This is a genomic window from Crenothrix sp., assembly GCF_043729335.1.
GTDB lineage: Bacteria > Pseudomonadota > Gammaproteobacteria > Methylococcales > Methylomonadaceae > Crenothrix.
The window spans coordinates 13,765-29,852 of record NZ_JAYTLQ010000037.1; the positions used below are offsets into that span (position 1 = coordinate 13,765).

18 protein-coding genes and 1 tRNA gene are annotated in these 16,088 nt (G+C 42.6%); 9 read left to right on the top strand and 10 right to left on the bottom strand.

Features of this window, described 5'->3' with window-relative positions:
- Positions 1-43: 43 nt before the first annotated feature.
- A complete protein-coding gene (locus ACHZC4_RS08650) occupies positions 44-718 on the top strand; it encodes an outer membrane protein (RefSeq protein ID WP_394753434.1) in 675 nt (224 codons plus the stop codon).
- Between the two features lie 112 nt (positions 719-830).
- Here the strand turns inward: ACHZC4_RS08650 and ACHZC4_RS08655 are convergent, their stop codons facing one another.
- From ACHZC4_RS08655 to ACHZC4_RS08685, 7 genes are all read right to left on the bottom strand, one after another.
- Positions 831-1,361 (bottom strand): hypothetical protein, encoded by a 531-nt coding sequence (locus ACHZC4_RS08655; protein ID WP_394753435.1) that lies wholly within the window; start codon positions 1,359-1,361, stop codon positions 831-833.
- A gap of 119 nt (positions 1,362-1,480) precedes the next feature.
- Positions 1,481-4,939, bottom strand: coding sequence for an AAA family ATPase (locus tag ACHZC4_RS08660; RefSeq protein ID WP_394753436.1), 3,459 nt, complete (start codon positions 4,937-4,939; stop codon positions 1,481-1,483).
- 116 nt (positions 4,940-5,055) lie between these two features.
- Entirely contained in the window at positions 5,056-5,484 is a 429-nt protein-coding gene (locus ACHZC4_RS08665) for a DUF29 domain-containing protein (RefSeq protein WP_394753437.1), read from the bottom strand.
- A gap of 44 nt (positions 5,485-5,528) precedes the next feature.
- The gene (locus ACHZC4_RS08670) at positions 5,529-6,551 is read right to left on the bottom strand and encodes a quinone-dependent dihydroorotate dehydrogenase (RefSeq protein ID WP_394753438.1); all 1,023 of its coding nucleotides are present in this window, start codon (positions 6,549-6,551) and stop codon (positions 5,529-5,531) included.
- 5 nt (positions 6,552-6,556) lie between these two features.
- Entirely contained in the window at positions 6,557-7,666 is a 1,110-nt protein-coding gene (gene thiO, locus ACHZC4_RS08675; protein ID WP_394753439.1) for a glycine oxidase ThiO, read from the bottom strand.
- Positions 7,667-7,711: 45 nt separating this feature from the next.
- A complete protein-coding gene (locus ACHZC4_RS08680) occupies positions 7,712-8,011 on the bottom strand; it encodes a type II toxin-antitoxin system RelE/ParE family toxin (RefSeq protein ID WP_394753440.1) in 300 nt (99 codons plus the stop codon).
- Entirely contained in the window at positions 8,008-8,187 is a 180-nt protein-coding gene (locus tag ACHZC4_RS08685) for an addiction module protein (RefSeq protein ID WP_394753441.1), read from the bottom strand. The genes ACHZC4_RS08680 and ACHZC4_RS08685 overlap by 4 nt, the downstream gene beginning before the upstream one ends.
- Before the next feature lie 346 nt (positions 8,188-8,533).
- On the opposite strand from ACHZC4_RS08685, the gene ACHZC4_RS08690 reads away from it, so the two are divergent.
- Both ACHZC4_RS08690 and ACHZC4_RS08695 read left to right on the top strand, forming a co-directional pair.
- Positions 8,534-9,511, top strand: coding sequence for a porin family protein (locus tag ACHZC4_RS08690; RefSeq protein ID WP_394753442.1), 978 nt, complete (start codon positions 8,534-8,536; stop codon positions 9,509-9,511).
- A 134-nt stretch (positions 9,512-9,645) separates the two neighbouring features.
- Complete coding sequence (locus ACHZC4_RS08695; RefSeq protein WP_394753443.1) at positions 9,646-9,888, top strand: hypothetical protein; 243 nt, start codon at positions 9,646-9,648, stop codon at positions 9,886-9,888.
- Between the two features lie 4 nt (positions 9,889-9,892).
- Here the strand turns inward: ACHZC4_RS08695 and ACHZC4_RS08700 are convergent, their stop codons facing one another.
- Positions 9,893-10,336: a DUF29 domain-containing protein gene (locus ACHZC4_RS08700; protein ID WP_394753444.1), complete on the bottom strand. Its 444-nt coding sequence runs from the start codon at positions 10,334-10,336 to the stop codon at positions 9,893-9,895.
- A gap of 220 nt (positions 10,337-10,556) precedes the next feature.
- Between ACHZC4_RS08700 and ACHZC4_RS08705 the strand changes: the two genes are divergently transcribed.
- The 5 genes from ACHZC4_RS08705 (at position 10,557) to ACHZC4_RS08725 (ending at position 12,530) form a co-directional block, all read left to right on the top strand.
- Complete coding sequence (locus tag ACHZC4_RS08705) at positions 10,557-10,832, top strand: type II toxin-antitoxin system Phd/YefM family antitoxin (protein WP_394753445.1); 276 nt, start codon at positions 10,557-10,559, stop codon at positions 10,830-10,832.
- Positions 10,829-11,179, top strand: a complete 351-nt coding sequence (locus ACHZC4_RS08710) for a type II toxin-antitoxin system RelE/ParE family toxin (protein WP_394753446.1) — start codon at positions 10,829-10,831, stop codon at positions 11,177-11,179. The genes ACHZC4_RS08705 and ACHZC4_RS08710 overlap by 4 nt, the downstream gene beginning before the upstream one ends.
- Positions 11,160-12,107 carry a prolyl aminopeptidase gene (gene pip, locus ACHZC4_RS08715; RefSeq protein ID WP_394753447.1) on the top strand — a complete coding sequence of 316 codons (948 nt, stop codon included), beginning with the start codon at positions 11,160-11,162 and terminating at the stop codon, positions 12,105-12,107. Before ACHZC4_RS08710 ends, pip begins: the two co-directional genes overlap by 20 nt.
- A 102-nt stretch (positions 12,108-12,209) precedes the next feature.
- Positions 12,210-12,437, top strand: a complete 228-nt coding sequence (locus ACHZC4_RS08720; protein WP_394753448.1) for a PA3496 family putative envelope integrity protein — start codon at positions 12,210-12,212, stop codon at positions 12,435-12,437.
- Positions 12,438-12,453: 16 nt separating this feature from the next.
- Positions 12,454-12,530 (top strand) — tRNA-Arg (locus ACHZC4_RS08725).
- A 112-nt stretch (positions 12,531-12,642) separates the two neighbouring features.
- Here ACHZC4_RS08725 and lnt read toward each other — a convergent pair.
- Positions 12,643-14,118, bottom strand: a complete 1,476-nt coding sequence (gene lnt / locus ACHZC4_RS08730) for an apolipoprotein N-acyltransferase (protein WP_394753449.1) — start codon at positions 14,116-14,118, stop codon at positions 12,643-12,645.
- Between the two features lie 502 nt (positions 14,119-14,620).
- Here lnt and ACHZC4_RS08735 point away from each other — a divergent pair.
- Positions 14,621-15,133, top strand: a complete 513-nt coding sequence (locus ACHZC4_RS08735; RefSeq protein ID WP_394753450.1) for a HEAT repeat domain-containing protein — start codon at positions 14,621-14,623, stop codon at positions 15,131-15,133.
- Between the two features lie 94 nt (positions 15,134-15,227).
- On the opposite strand, the gene ACHZC4_RS08740 is transcribed toward ACHZC4_RS08735, so the two are convergent.
- Positions 15,228-15,671 (bottom strand): secondary thiamine-phosphate synthase enzyme YjbQ, encoded by a 444-nt coding sequence (locus tag ACHZC4_RS08740; protein WP_394753451.1) that lies wholly within the window; start codon positions 15,669-15,671, stop codon positions 15,228-15,230.
- Positions 15,672-16,088 lie beyond the last annotated feature (417 nt).

Below are 16,088 nucleotides of genomic sequence, written 5' to 3' on the forward strand. Positions count from 1 at the left end.
TTTTTTCGCTAAAACTATTTTTTTAAATGTTCGGAGTGCTGCCATGTTTTTTTTAAAAAAATTCGTTGATCTTATTACTCTTGGATTAATTGCCCTTCTACTGTATGGCACTGTGCAAGCGGATGAACATAAAGCCTATGTGCAATTGAATGCTGGGGCGGTGTTTGCGCCGACTAATAGTTTCACGCCCAATGCCGCTTCTGGAAATAATGATCTGCCTCGGGTTGTGTTTGATTATGATCCAGGCTACGCGACAGGTTTGGCTGTGGGTTATCGCGTAGCCGAGCGGTTTAGGCTGGAGGGAGAGTTGCTTTATCAGTCCAGCAACTTTGATAATGACTTTGTGTTTGCGAACGGTTCTTTCGGGTCTTCAGAGACTCATTTTAACGGTGAACGCACGAGGGCTGCTGCACTATTGAATGGGTATTACGATTTTAAAAATCAAACACCTTTTACGCCGTATATTACCGCGGGTGTTGGTGGTTATCACGTCGAATTTAAATCTAAAGACGCTTATGGCTTAAGAAATGATTTTGATGTGGCGTATCAAGTGGGTGCGGGTGTTAATTATAAAGTTAGCGATAGATTCAGTTTTGATTTGAAATATCGTTATTTTAGTGGTGCTGATCCACACATTAAAAGAATAGATGACCGGTTTAGCACCTTGTTTGATGTGGGAGATCATCAGCTTATGGCAGGTGTCCGCATCGTTTTTTGAAAGTTACCTGGAAAGATTATTTATTTTTAGCGTAGTAGAAAATCAATGCGGTTACCTTAATAACCGCATCAATAAGATTTTATTGGCTCAATATGAGTAAAAATAAAAACGCTTATGTCAGATTGCTTTTAATGCCCATAGCACTTTGAAACTCGACTAACAGGTTTTTTTCATTTGTGCTGAAACGTTCGCCGCCAAAACCTAAAAAGCTCCCTTCAGTGGTTGCCATGGCTACTTTTTCTGCAATCGCCAGACACCATTGCTTATAGTCATTGGATTCTTGAACAGACGCTTTGCCCGCCAATAACTCTGCTACGGCCTTAGAGTCTGTTATTGCCTGCTCTATGAACTTCTGTGCAGAATCAACACCATTAGCTTTCATACGGGCTGAACCCCAATCACGAATTTTTTTTAATTTTGCCATGGCTTCAGAAGTACCTTCCTGCGAATTGGGCAATATTGACTGTATAAGGGCGTTATTAGGGTAGTCTTTCACACCTGCCATAACAGATTGTGCCATGGTAAACATCTCTTTACCGGTTCCAAACAAGCCGCTATTTCCGGCAAAAGCCATAGCCGCTCCAATAATGTGTGGGGTGTTGGTTAGTAAATTTAATTCTTCTTCGCTATAAGTTGTACTCATTTTTTTAGTCCTGTATAAATAGTTGAAAAAACCACTACTGGATTCTGAAGCCAACAATGATGAACAGCATTTAAGTTTTAAAAAGAATAGATAAAATCAATAGTAATCCAGAAAATCGGCTAAGAAGCCTTCTTCAACATCCCCATGCCGTTAGGCTTCTTAACAATTTGCAATTGCGCTTTAAAGCGTTTTTGTACGCTTTCGACATGAGAAATTACACCCACGGTTTTACCGTGTGCCTGTAAACTTTCCAAGGTGCTGATAACGGTGTACAAGGTTTCTGCATCCAGGTTGCCAAAGCCTTCATCAATAAACAAAGAATCCACCGCCTTGCCATTATTGGCAAGTTCTGAAAGCCCAAGCGCCAGCGCCAAACTGACAATAAAACTTTCGCCCCCGGATAAGGTTTTGGGCAAACGGTGCAGATTGCCTTGATAGGTATCTTCAATCTCCAGCGCCAAGCCTTGATCGCTGAGTTTTTGCCGTAAATAATAACGCCCGCTTATTTTTTCTAAAATTGTATTGGTTTGTGACAACAGCCGGTCAATCATTTGTTTTTGTACGCGTCTTCGGAAAACCATGCCGTTTTCAGCATCAAGTTGCGCTTTGTCTGTCAGTGCTTGTTGCTCAACTTCCTGCTGGCTTTTGAGTTGCACTAAAATACCATCATATTTTTTCTGTAACTGGGTTTGATCGGCCAATAAGCTTTGTGTACGTTGTGCTTCCAAGGTAGCAATTTGCAGTTTCTCGGAGATGCTCCACAGTTTTGTTTTTAATTCTTCCAAGCTCAGATTTGATTCGACCTGTGCTTGTTCAATGGCTAGCTGCGCTTGATTTTTTTCCAGTTCGAGGGTTTTTGCGGCGATTTGTTGCGTTAAATCTGTTTGTTGTTGCTCAATTTCTGGCTGTTGTTCAACTAGCTGTAGCACTACGTTAACATCATGCACGGTGCTAAATACCGTGGCTTGCATTTTTTCTTTCAGTGCTTGTTGCACGTGCTGGGTGTCGGCATCTTGTTGGGCAACGCGATGTTCAGTATCGGCAATCAGCTTTTGTTTTTCAACGAGTGCCAAGTGTAGGCCAACATTTTCTTCGTTACGCAATTGTTGGTTTAAGCCTTGAATCTGCAACTCGTAATTATCGGCTTCGGTTTGACAAGTCGTTTGTTTGCTAGTCATTAAAACGATGGCATCAGTTGCGTTTTTCTGACTCAGAAATTGACTGTGGTAATTCTGACGGCGGCTGTTTAGCTTGTCGATCAGGATATCTTCTTTGCCGGTATTAGGTAATTTTTCCCCCAGTGGCGCTAATTGTGCACTGATTTTATCGGCCAACGCCTTCTCGTCTTGCTGATATTTGGCATGGGCATTATCCAGTTCGATGCGTTCCTTACTGCGCTGTTGTTGGTCGCTGTCCAAAGCTTGCGTATTGGCTTGCACGTTTTCCAGATTGGCTTCCGTTTTGCTGATCAGCGCCTTGAGTTTATCGATGGTTTTTTGCGTATTGCGATATTCGTTGCTCAGGGTGGCAATGTTTTTTAATTGCAGGCTTTCTTCGCTCAGTAACTGCTTCATTAGGTTGACATTGCTGATATCCATATCATCACTGGCGCTGTTAAGGCGGTTACTCAGGACGAGCCATTGCGACTGTATTTTTTGCGTTTGGGCATTTTTAATACGATTTTTCTCAGCTGTTTTCAGTGCAGTGCTGAGTAATTGTTCTTGCCGACTAATGGATGCAGCAAGATTTTGCATCTTCTCTTTTTGATCCAGCAGCGCACGTTCGGTATTGGCGGCAGCCGGTGGACGCGAGGCATAAGGGTGGATGTTAGAGCCACACAATGGGCACGGTTTGCCATCAACAAGATGCTGTCTATCGGAAGCCATTTTTTTCAACAAGCTATTTTGGAATACCGCTTCTTCCAGTGCTAATTTAATATTTTCTTCAAGCTTGAGGTCTTTTTTAAAGGTATTAAGCTGTTGCTGAATAACGTCAATATCGTGGCTGGTTTCTGGTTTTGCTTTTTTAAACAGGCCAAAAAATCCACTGCGCTGAGAGGCATTTAACTTTTGATGATCCACCCCCAGGTTGGTGAATGCCTGATAGGTTCTAACGCGTTCTTGTTGATCTTTATAGAGTTCGTCAAGATCTTGTAGGGTTCGGCCTTCGGCTAAATTTTCCAGTTTTTGTTCAGCGTCTGTTAGCTTATCTTTCAGATCGGCAATGGTTTTATAATCTTTTTGGTGGATGCTGGTGTTGGTCTTTAAAGAAGACGAGGCTTTTTTCGACCATAGCGCATGAGCTTTTTGTTTTTCTTCCAGTTCGGCTAATTCGGTTCTTAGATTTTTTAAGGCGGCAACCTCTGGAAATTGATCCAGTAAGCTGGCATCACTGGCATGTTCTTCGAGCCAAATGTTGACGCTAATCAGCGCGGCTTGTTTGTCAGCAATTTGCGTTTCCAGAGATTTCCACAAATCGTTTTCGGATAATTTATTGGCGCTCAGCAAGGCAATTTGTGATCGGATCCGGTCTATGGCTTCAATTTGTTCCGTAAACGATTTGTTGCTTGGCGGGGGTGCATCGCTATTTAGAGGTGTTTTTGCGGCACTTAATTCTTGTTGCAGGAGTTTTAGTTCAGCCTGATAAGTCGTTAAAGTCAATTTGCTGTGTTGTAGCGCTTGCTGCTTGTCTTGCAAAGTCGCAATATCATCTTTTAGCAATAAAGCTTGTTGTGCTTTACTGAGTTCAGCTACTTTTTTCTGAATGGCTTCCGCTTGCGTGTATAACGCTTGCAGGGCTTTTTCTTGTTGAGCAATTTTATTTTGTATATCGGTGGTTTTTATCAGTGCCTGCTGTTGTTGCGAGAGTTTGTTGTGCTCGCGCTGTAGTTCGGCTTGTTGATCGTTAAAGTCGATCAAATCGTGGGCCAGCGCTTCTTGTCTAGCAGGTTCTAACAGCGACACCGCATTTAAATCTTGTTTTAAGTGCTGTAAGCGTTTTTGGGCTTTAGCCACTTTGTCGAGGATATCGTTTTTGTAATCAGTATAAATATCGGTACTGATAATCTTTTCCAGAATATCCATGCGCTCGTTGTCCAGCGCATTCATGAACGCCGCAAAATCACCCTGTGCCAGCAACACCGAGCGGGTGAAGTTGCGAAAATTCATACCGGTAATTTCGTTGATGCGCGTGCAGACTTGCTGTGCGTTGTTTGCCAGTTCTTCGCCGGTGTCGGTGCGGAGTAGCTTCATGGCAGACGTTATCGGCGCATCCGGGCTTGCTGCATTGCGCTGTGCATGCCAACTGGTTTGGTATTTTTCATTGGCCAGGGAAAATTCCAGCACCGAAAAACACTCGTTGGTGTTTTGGGTCATGACGTGTTCGGCAGGGCGGTTAAAGCGGAAAGTTTCGCCGTATAATGCCAGGGTGATGGCATCCAATATGCTGGATTTTCCCGAACCATTGGGGCCGGTTATCGCAAAAACTCCGGTATCTGAAAACGGTGGCTCCTCAAAGTTGATATGGCTTTCGCCTTCCAATGAGTTGATATTTTTAAAATAGATAGTGAGAATTCTCATAACTGTTTGGCGTATTTATTTTTTATATCAACTGTGGAGGCACTTACCTAAGGATAAGCAGCATGATACACGATGGTATTGCTTAAAACAAAAGGCAAAAGGCTGCTACGAAATTGTTAATCGGGGTAATAGTCGTTATCGGTAATTTGCTCATAATCCCAGGGGCAGGTTGTCGGAAAATCATTTTTATCCATTCCGGTTTCTTGAGATGCCATGGTTCTTGCTTTGGAATAAGATTTGAGCAGAATAGCATCTAATTTTGGTTTTAAACTGGGATTCTCATCCAAAACATCAACGCAATTTTCTCTTTGTCCTTCAATAGTCAGTTGCCAGCTTTTACCGCGTCTGGCGGGTTGATATTTCCATTTCAAAAGATGAACCAGTAACACGGTCAAGCGACTTTCAAGTGCGCGTTTTTCACTGCGCCCCATGGCTTCAACTTCCTCTATTAAGTTGTCAATATCCAGATCACTTAGTCGGCCTGCTTTTAATAACGTTGCCTGCTCTTGCGTCCAGCCGTAAAAGTCTTGATCGTAGTTACTCATGGTGGTGTTCCTGTTGCGTTGCCAACTAAGCAACTATGATGTGATTATAGGCTTTTGAATTGGTTCACGATATCGCTAATCAGTTGTGGGCCTCGATAAATCAGTCCACTGTAAACCTGCACCAAACTCGCACCCGCGTGCAATTTTTCCTGTGCATCGTCTGCGTTTAAAATGCCACCGGCGGCAATAATCGGTATTTTGCCGTTTAAATGCCTGGCAAGTTCGCGGACAACAAACGTGGCTTGGTCTTTAACCGGTGCGCCGCTCAAACCGCCAGCTTCATTGGCCAGCGGATGATTGCTGATAGCATCGCGCGCAATAGTGGTATTGGTGGCAATGACGCCATCAATGGCAAATTCCACTAATAATTCAGCAATATGGCTGATTTCTTCGCTGCTTAAGTCGGGGGCAATTTTTAGCACTAACGGCACATATTTGCCATGAGTTTGTTGCAGTTTCAGTTGTTCTTCCTTAAGTGCAGAAATCAACTTTTTAATCTCATTGCCTTGTTGCAATTGGCGCAGGTTTTTGGTATTGGGTGAGGAAATATTCAGTGTTATGTAACTGGCTGCTGCATAGGCTTTGCGTAAGCCAATCAGATAATCATCAGTTGCGTTTTCTATCGGCGTATCGGCATTTTTGCCGATGTTAATGCCCAAAATACCGTCATATTTGCATTGCTTGACTTGCGCCAGCAAGTGATCAATGCCCAAGTTATTGAACCCCATGCGGTTAATGATGGCTTCGTGTTCTGGCAATCGGAACAGCCGCGGCTTAGCGTTGCCCGGTTGCGGTCTGGGCGTTGCTGTACCTATCTCTATAAAACCAAAACCTAAAGCGGCGAGGGCATCAATGTAATCACCGTTTTTATCTAAGCCTGCGGCCAGACCCACCGGATTTTTAAAGTGTAATCCCATGATGTTAATCGGTTCGCAAGCAGCAACTGGATAGAATAATGGGGTTAAACCGGTTGCATAACCTGCTTTTAAGGCCTTTAAGGTGACATCGTGTGCGGTTTCAGGATCAAGAGAAAATAACAGTGGGCGCAGTAAGGGATAAAGATTCATAAAGTTTAGGCGGTTACGTTAAGCGTGTTGAGAGTGTAAGGGCTTGGATCAATGCGGGGAGGGCGGTTTAATATCAGATCAGCCATGAGCTGCGCGGAGGCCGGTGCCATCACCAAGCCGTTGCGAAAATGTCCTGCATTAATACTAAGGTTGCTAATAAGTGGGTGTTTGCTAATGTAGGGCACACCGTTGTGGGTACCCGGCCTTAAGCCTGCCCAATGCTGGATGAGCGGGAATTTTTTCAGTGATGGCAATAAATTTTCCGCAAAGTGTTGCAGTTGGCTTTTGGCATCGGAAGTTGTCGATTTATCAAACCCCTGGTTTTCGACCGTGCTGCCAACGACAATTTTTCCGTCGCGGCGTGGAATCAAGTAACGATCGCCATCGAGGATAATATGCGCCAAGGTATCAGGCTCAGCTTGATAGAGCAGCATTTGGCCTCTTATCGGGGCAATCTGCGGCGAAATATCCATAAACTGCGGAAATAATTGCCCATACACTTGTTGGCTCCACGCGCCAGCCGCAATGACTAAATGATTAATGCTGATTTTTCCGAGATTGGTGTCAAGCTCAGTAATACGATTATCTTTAAGTGTGGCCGCAGCGACATGGCAATGTTCGCGCAAGAGAACGCCTTTGTTGAGCAAATCTTGTTTTAAAGATTTTAACAGGCGCGGGTTGCGTATTTGGCCAATAGTGGGTAGCCACAGTGGATTGTTTGCCAGCGTATTTAAGCGGCTATAAAGCGTTGGAGTTGCCACTTCAACGGGGATTTCATGAATAGCGCACCAGCGTGTTGCTTTATGTACATCAGGGTTTTTGGTGATGAGTAAACCACAGGAGCGCCACTCTGGATTGATAAGCGTGAAATCAGCCAAGTGCTGTGCTAATGCCGGATACAGTTTTAGGCTTTGGATGACCAGATGGCTAATGGCTTCATGTTGCCGCCACGGATAAAGCGGCAATAAAATACCACCCCCTGCCCAGGATGATTCTTGTCCAATGAGATTTTTTTCGACAACAGTAACTGTAGCACCGGCATTAATGAATTCTCTGGCAGTTAACAGGCCGATAACGCCGCCGCCGATGATGGTAATGTCTGGGGTTGTTGTCATGAATGTAGGTCAGAGTTAAAACAAGCGAGTGATTGAGTTGCCAAGCTATATTCTCTTTTGCCAACGCTTTGCATGGCGGCTACCGTGCATAACAGCAACGACTACTACGATAAGCTCTTTCTCAATCCGGTAGTAAATTCCAAAGGGAAATCGATGAATGACAGCTGGGCGGGTTTGTTTGTGAATGATAGGATACAAATTTGGATTTTCTGAAATGATCTGGCAGATGCTTAGATTTTCATCGAGTAGCTCATTACCTGGATCGCTAGGTTGCTGCCCATGCCATGTCGCAGCTTCTTCAATATCAGATTCGGCTTCTGGTCGAAAATGTATCCTAATGCTCACAAACGCTTCCTGATATCTGCTATCACTTCTGCCGCCTCGCGACCTTTGATTTTGTCTGCTGTGTAAGCATCCAGGCGTCGATTAAGCTCATCTCTTTGTCCGTCAGTTATCGACCATGTGACTTGGTCATCTGCAATACTGTCAGTTATCGGGATGGATCGTAAGTTAGCGATCATTTTGAGACCTCTTTTTATATAAACAGTATATCGATTAGCATACTAAATAAGCATAACTTTTACCATGAGGGGGCGTAAGCAGGAGGACAAAAAATTTGCGATAATTTTTGGCGAAAATTTGTTGTGTTTTGTTGTTTTTTATCTACACTTGGGTGTTATTTATTGCTGAATTATTATAACGTATTGATTAGTAATAATTAGTTCGTATAAAAAAAATCATATAAAAGCTTGTTATGCGGTGTATTTACTGCTATATTGTAAGCGTAAATATAGATTTGTTGTATTAAAGAAACCTTTGTTGTAATAAAACAAAAACTCATAATAACAAACCTCATGAGGGGAACCAATGATAAAGAAAACTAACACACGTTTATTAGCTGCTGCAATATCGATGATAATAGCAGGAAGTTTAGTGACTTCAGATGCTATGGCGAAAAAACGTCATAAACATCATAAACGTCATCATGCTTCTAAAACGCATTCTACACGCGAATACTCTTCTTACAGCTCATCAAGCTCTTCAGAAACGAATAGCAAAGTTGATGCTTTAGAAGCTCAAATGCGTGCTATGCAAGATGAATTAAGTGCTTTAAGAGCCAATGGTGGCCCTGCTGCCGGTTCTGCAGATGCGGCTAAGGTTCAAGAGTTAGATCAGTGGATGCAAGATGCAAAAGCTAATCCACCTAAAGTAGTGCATGATAACCATCTTTTCTTCCGTGGCGGTTACGCTCATCAAAATAACGATAGAGGCGGTACGCTGGATCCTACCAATGTACCAGGTGTCGGCTCAAGTCGAGACGGCGTGGCAGTAGGTCCAATATCCGACAGCGATGCTTGGTATTTCGGCGCGGGCTTTGATTTCGGCCTGACTAATGATGTATGGGGTATACTGGATAACACTGACGTGTTTGCTGAACTCAATTTTGATTACACAGAACTCGGCAAAAATGCTAACAACGGTCTTTCTCCAGCGGAAGTGGCTGTAATAAGCGGCTTGGGTATTAATTTACCCGCTGCCAATACTGAAAAAGCCACTGTTAATATGTTAAGGTTATCTGCTTCGCCAAAAATCAAATTCCTTAAAAGCAGTGCATTCAGACCTTGGATTATTCCAGTTGGTTTTGAACTAAGCATTATCAGCCCTCCATCCGATGCAATTACTGTATTAACGCCTGGCATGGTATTTGGTTTAGGTGCTGATTACCGAGTATGGAAAAATATTTTCGTAGGTGCTGACGCGCGTTACCACTATGCCCCTGGCAATGTTGATGGTGTTAACGTTAATGGCGTTACTGCCGGTGGTTATTTAGGTATTGGTTTCTAAGCTTAAAAAACAGCTGTTTAACTACCCGCAAGGGTAAAAGAAAGGAGGGCGTAAGCCCTCCTTTTTTTGTGTCTGTTACTTTTGCAAATGTTATACTTGGCACTAAATTTTTAATATTGAACAGGAACATTAACATGTCAGATAATGTGGAAAATATAATTTTAGAGCATTTACGCCACATTCGTAGTAGGGTTGATCAAATATCAGATGACATGTCTGATCTTAAACACCGTATGTCCAGTCTTGAGTCTGCAATGGTATTGATTAAACATGAAATTGCCCATAGCGATGAAACCGATGCACGTCAACAAGTGACTCTTGATAAAATTATTGACCGTATTCAACGTATAGAAAAAAGACTTGAGCTAAACAATTAAACAATCACTTTGGTGCAACTGGCAACCACAGTTCTGAAAGAATCTCGTTAATTAACCACGGACAGGTTTCAGGAAAGTTATCCAATCTCGTTTCTTTTGATGCTTGATAAATGGCATCACCCCAGACAATTTCAAGCCACTCCGCATCATTTAATCGTGCTTTTAAGCTGGGCACTTGTTTTAAATGCAGTTGAATGGCTTTGCGTTGGTTGCGAATAGTTATTTGCCAGCTGCGACCCTGTCGTTCTGGTTGAAATTGCCACTTTAATAAATGTGCCATCAGGACAGTCATGCGGTTGGCTAGCTCACGTTGTTCACTTTTACCCACGTCTTCTATTTCCTCGGCAATATGTTCAATATCCAGTAAATCAAACATTTTGTTACGCACTAGCCATGCTTGTTCATTAGCCCAGGCAACAACGTCTGTTTCGTAATTAACGGTTGTCATAATTACTCTCATTAGTAGTTTGGTTTTGCAAAAAGCTTAGCAGATTTTTGGTTAAGATAGATCAATGATTTAAACTTCTAGTTGATGGTTATGTCATTGTTATTAGTCGCTGGCATCATTATGAATCGTAAATTTAGAAAGTAAATCCTGCTTTTTTGTGTCCGTTACTTTTTTATGGGTGCTATACTTGGCACTAAATATAGCACCAAAGGTAATGGCCATGAAAATTTCAACTGATATTAAGCCTGTCAGCTATTTAAAGCTGCATTCTGCCGATCTATTAAATCAGGTTAATGAAACCCACAGACCGGTTATTATTACTCAAAACGGTGAGCCTAGGGCAGTATTACAAGATACCGATAGTTATGAAAATATGCGTACCGCTCTGGGTTTGCTAAAGCTGCTGGCGCAAGCGGAAAATGATGTTCGGCAGGGTAACACAGTGACACAAGCGCAAGTTTTTGATAATTTAGCGGCAATCTTGGCTAAACAATGAATGAATGCTGTCAAGTTCACTGGAGCAAGATTGCAGAAAATGATTTGATTGCCATAATTCAGTTTATTAACAATACCAGTTCACAATCGGCTGCTGAGGCGTTCATTCAAATTAAAACTAAAACTGCTGATTTGTTATTGTTTCCCGAGCGGGGTCGTATTGTGCCTGAATTATTGGCACACGGCATAGGACATTACCGAGAATTGATTATTGTACCTTGGCGCGTTATTTACCGGTTTTCAGGTGATAGCGTTTACGTTTTAGCGGTGATAGATTCTCGCCGCAATGTTGAAGATGTTTTATTAGACCGCTTAATTCGAACCAATAATGAAAGCCCTTTATCCTGAAATAACACCCTACCACACTTTTTTCCTTGAAACCGGCAGCAAACATTCAGTCTATGTAGAACAAAGCGGTAATCCTGATGGCTTTCCTGCTATTTTTTTACATGGTGGTCCTTGCTCAGGCACTAAGCCAGATCACCGGCGTTTTTTTGATCCTGAGTATTATAGAATTATTTTATTTGACCAGCGCGGCTGTGGACAGTCCTTACCGTTTGGTGAATTAGAGCACAATACCACTCAAGACTTAATTGATGATATGGAGCGTATTCGTCAGGAACTGCGTATCAATCAATGGTTAGTGTTTGGTGGTTCCTGGGGGGCGGCATTGGCGCTATTGTATGCGCAACAGCATACCAACCGTGTCAGTAGCTTAATTATCCGCGCAGTATTTTTAGCGCGGCAACAGGACATGGATTGGTTTATTAAAAATGGGGTCAGGCTTATTTATCCTGAACAATGGCAGCGGTTAATGACCAGTATGCCTGAGTCAGGGCGCCAAAACCCTATCCAAGGATTGTGGAATGCGTTGTGGGGTAATGATGAGGTTACGGTAAGACGGGTTGCCCGGGAATGGATGGCTTGGGGGGCGCAGGTTGCTTTAGGGAATGTTTATCAAGGATATTCTCATGATAGTCATGTTACTGATAACATGGTGCAGCAAGTGCGTATGGAGCTGCACTATGCTAAAAACCATTACTTTATTGAAGAAAACCAGATTTTAAATTTGTGCCATAAGTTAACAGCTATTCCAGCCACCATCATTCATGGGCGCAACGACTTGGTGTGTCCTATGGAGGCCGGTATGATGCTGAGTAAAGCATTGCCCCATGCAGACTATGTTGTATTGCCAAATGCAGGGCATATCGGTCAGGGCGACAGCATGATTAGTGCTTTAGTTACGGCAACTGATCAGTGGATTTTGAACAATTAAGGGTGTTTTTTATATTTGCTGTTGAATTGAACTGGAATTAAGTGATAATGTCTGCCTTTCTACCGACCTTGGTGAAACTTGCAAAAAACTTATGAGTTTAAAATGACTAAAGATACATCAAAATTGAGTATTAGTGCCACTACCCAAAGTGCCGCAGAACCCGATCAGGAGTTAGATGATATTTTTGAAGACGCTGAATATTCGGTGTCGGAAACTATAGAAAAAGAAGCAATAAAAACAGACGCACGCAGAAGAGTTGAGATATATTGGGAAAAGAAACAATTAAAAGACCAATTTGATGACTTTGATGAGTCAGAATTTGGTTTTTAGACGTTTAATGTTTATTGCCCCGATAGCTCAGTAGGATAGAGCGGTCCCCTCCTAAGGGACAGGCCGGTGGTTCAAATCCGCCTCGGGGCACCACAGCTGTACTCAATAATGTCTAGAAAGACGTTATTACCCTAGCAGATTAATTCTGCAACACACCTTTAGCTTGCGTAAATTCCTCGACTTGCGCATTAATTCACAGACAGATTTACACTTGTGATTTCAGTTTGTTTGCAAGATACCTGTCATAAATTACGCTGGCACCCAGCAAAATAAGCAGACTGTATAAGATAAATTTATCACCTATTTTGGCATAAGGGGTTAGTCCGCCCATAGGCGTTATGGCTCCCGTCAACACAGTGGTTGTAAAAGGCTGCGCCTGTTTAATCAGCTCGCCTTTAGGGTTAACAATGCCCGTTATGCCGGTATTGGTAGCGCGTAATAAAAAACGTCCAGTTTCCAAGGCACGCAGTTGGGCAATTTGCATGTGTTGAGGGCCTTCTATAGAGTGGCCAAACCAGGCGTCGTTGGTCACATTCACCAAATAAGCGGCCTCTTGCAGATTGTTAATCGCCAAATCCCCAAAGGCATCTTCATAACAAATTGAAGTTATAAAAGCATAGCCACCGGCTTTCAGTAACGGTTGGTTTAAGTTACCCGGTGTAAAATTACCGAGTCTTATGCCGATAAGATTCAACACAAAACCGGATACCGGTTGCCAAGGTAGATATTCGCCAAACGGCAGCAGATGGGTTTTGCGGTAAATTCCCTGCTCTTTACCCAACACCATGACGGCATTGTAGTATTCGCTCATTAAATTATCATCCCAGGGCAAGCTGGTAATCACGTTACTGTGGTGCTGTGCAGCTGCCTGACTTAATGGCTGCAAAAAACCAGCATTGATTTCTGAATAAAAAGCCGGCACCGACGTTTCTGGCCAAATGATAACCGGCGTACCCCACTGTTGTTCGGTTAATGATTGATATAGACGCAGGGTTTTAACTTTATTTTCCGGTAGCCATTTTTGATCTTGGTTGATGTTGCCTTGGACTAAAGCGACCTTGAAGGCTTCACCGATAGGATGTGTCCAGGTCTGGGTTTTTAATAGCAAGCCTACTGCCAAGATAATGGCAATGGCTCCAACAAGTACCCCTGCACGGCGTTTATAAAGCATTAAAAAGGCCAGCATAGCCGCAATTGACGTGACTAAAAAGCCAGTACCATACACGCCAAGCACAGGAATATAGCCTGCTAATGGGCTCTCCAGTTGTGGATAAGCACACAGTAACCAAGGGAAACCGTTAAGAAATAAGTGGCCACGTAGATATTCGATTAATGTCCAAAGTACTGGTGTTATAAGCAGCCGAATACCGCTTTTAGGGCTGCTTACCGTTGATAAGTAGCCTGTTAACATGGGAAACACTGCCCATACCGCTACAAATATAACGGTAAGCAATCCAGAAATAATAACAGGGACGTGGCCATAGTCATGAATGCTAACGTAAACCCAGGATACTCCTAGACCGAACGACCCCAAGCCAAATAAATAGGCTCTTAACATGGCGCGTTTAGGGCTTACTTGTTGCCAGGATGCAAATAGAAGGCTCAGGGCAATAATCGCTAGGTAGGAATAATCAAAAGGCGCAAAGGCTAAGGTAAATAAAATACCGTAAACGAGCGCCATTAATTCTCCGTACTTAGAGCTTGGGAACGCGAGTAATGTCATGTTGTATGAAGATGGGGAGTTGTGATGAACTGCTTGCTATCGATTGTACATTGATTTTTGAATCTAAGTGGCTGCCTGTTTAACAAGGATTGTCTGTGAATTTAACACAAAGGTGATTATAAAATTCGGCTGCACTCAATAAGGCACACTGTTCGGCCTTGTCGAGCCATGAGCCACAAGTCCTTCGACAAGCTCAGGACGAATGGAGTATTTTATAGTACTCGACAAACTAAAAATGCTTAAATGCTAGCGGCATTCCCATGCTGAAGCGTGGCAACGATGCAGTGGGGTTATTTATGCGAGTTACTTTACAAGGACGAAACACCTAACAATCGGTTTTTTTCACAGCTCTGCTGGGCAATTGTAAAGCAATAGTTCCCCAACAACTGGCGATTCTCTACTATATCCTATACTGTGTCTATATTTTGTATAATCAAGCATTAACGATCGGGAGATAGCAGTGATAGTCAGCAAAAAAAGTCGATATTTGTGTATTTTGTTGTTTGCTCTGAGTGGATGCAATAGTGGTTCGAACACGGCAGCAGCACCGCAGGGCAACACTGCAACCGGCTCTTTAAGTAATGAAGCTATTACGCAACTGCATCAAGATTATGATAAAGCAGTAACCGCAGACGATAAACGCGATGCTTTGGTGAGTCTTATAGAAGTAGATGCCAATAATGCCGCGACGCTCCTGCGTGATGCTTATGCTGATCCAGACCCGGATGTGCGTAAAGAAGCGGTATTACAGATGCATGATTTTAATAATCAAGCGGCCGTGGTTGATTTGTTGTTGGCAGCATTAAATGACCCTGAATCTTCGGTAGTAATTGAGGCCGTTGAGGGATTGGCACAGCTTCGTAACGCTCGTGCCATAGCTGGCTTAAAAAAGGTTGCAACCACGCATCCAGATGAACAAATAAGAGTGGTGGCGCAAGATTATGTTGATCAGCTACAAGATGATGTGAAGTAGGGCATCATAACCAAGCTGCTTATTAGCAAGGCTAGGTTTTTTGACAGTTAAAATCACAAGGGCAAAACGGTGAATGAACCATAAAGTTGCTCATTCAAGCCGAGTTTTTTAAAGGCATAGATTGCCCCAAGATAGTAGCAACAAGGCTTCTTTTAGCACCTAGCTTATGGTGTTCGTAAAGATAGATACCTTGCCATATACCCAGATTAAGTTCGCCGTGGGTGATTGGGATACTAACACTTGAACCTAATAGGCAATTTTTAAGATAGATGCTCATCTTATCATTTTTATCATAATCGTATTGATCATAAGGTGATTTTTCTGGCTCACTTTCATCAAAGGGCATCACAAACTCTTGGTTTGCGGCCGGATTGGCATTTTCATTTATAATTAAAGACGCAGATGTTTGTTTAACGAACAAGTGTAGCAAGCCACATTCAATGGTATTCAGAATGGGTAAGGCATCAATGATTTCAGTGGTAATAAGATGAAAACCCCTGCTTTTAGCGGTTAATAGTATTTGATTTTGTGTCCACATGTTTATAAAGTAATGGGTTATTAATACGCCCTTCCAAATTCAGGCTACCATCTAAGATAATGCGCTTATTAAGAACAGGGCAATTTAAAATGCTAAATTGCGTGAGTAAGGGAGCCAGATTAAATTAATAATGCCAATATTAAAAGGAGAAATGCGCAGATAGTGGCTGTTCATGTTCAATACTTAACTGTAATTACAGCGTTTTCATATCAGGTGAATAACATTAATTATTAGTAGTGGAATACAAACCTAGGTTTGTATTCCCTCGAATATAACTAATCGATACTAAAAACGCGGTAAGTATTTATTGCTGACGAACCTAGTACTCAGTCAATCTTATTTTGTCAGTCAGATATTTTAAAAAACCGTTCGTGGTGAGCTTGTCGAACCATGAACTACAAGTCCTTCGACAGGCTC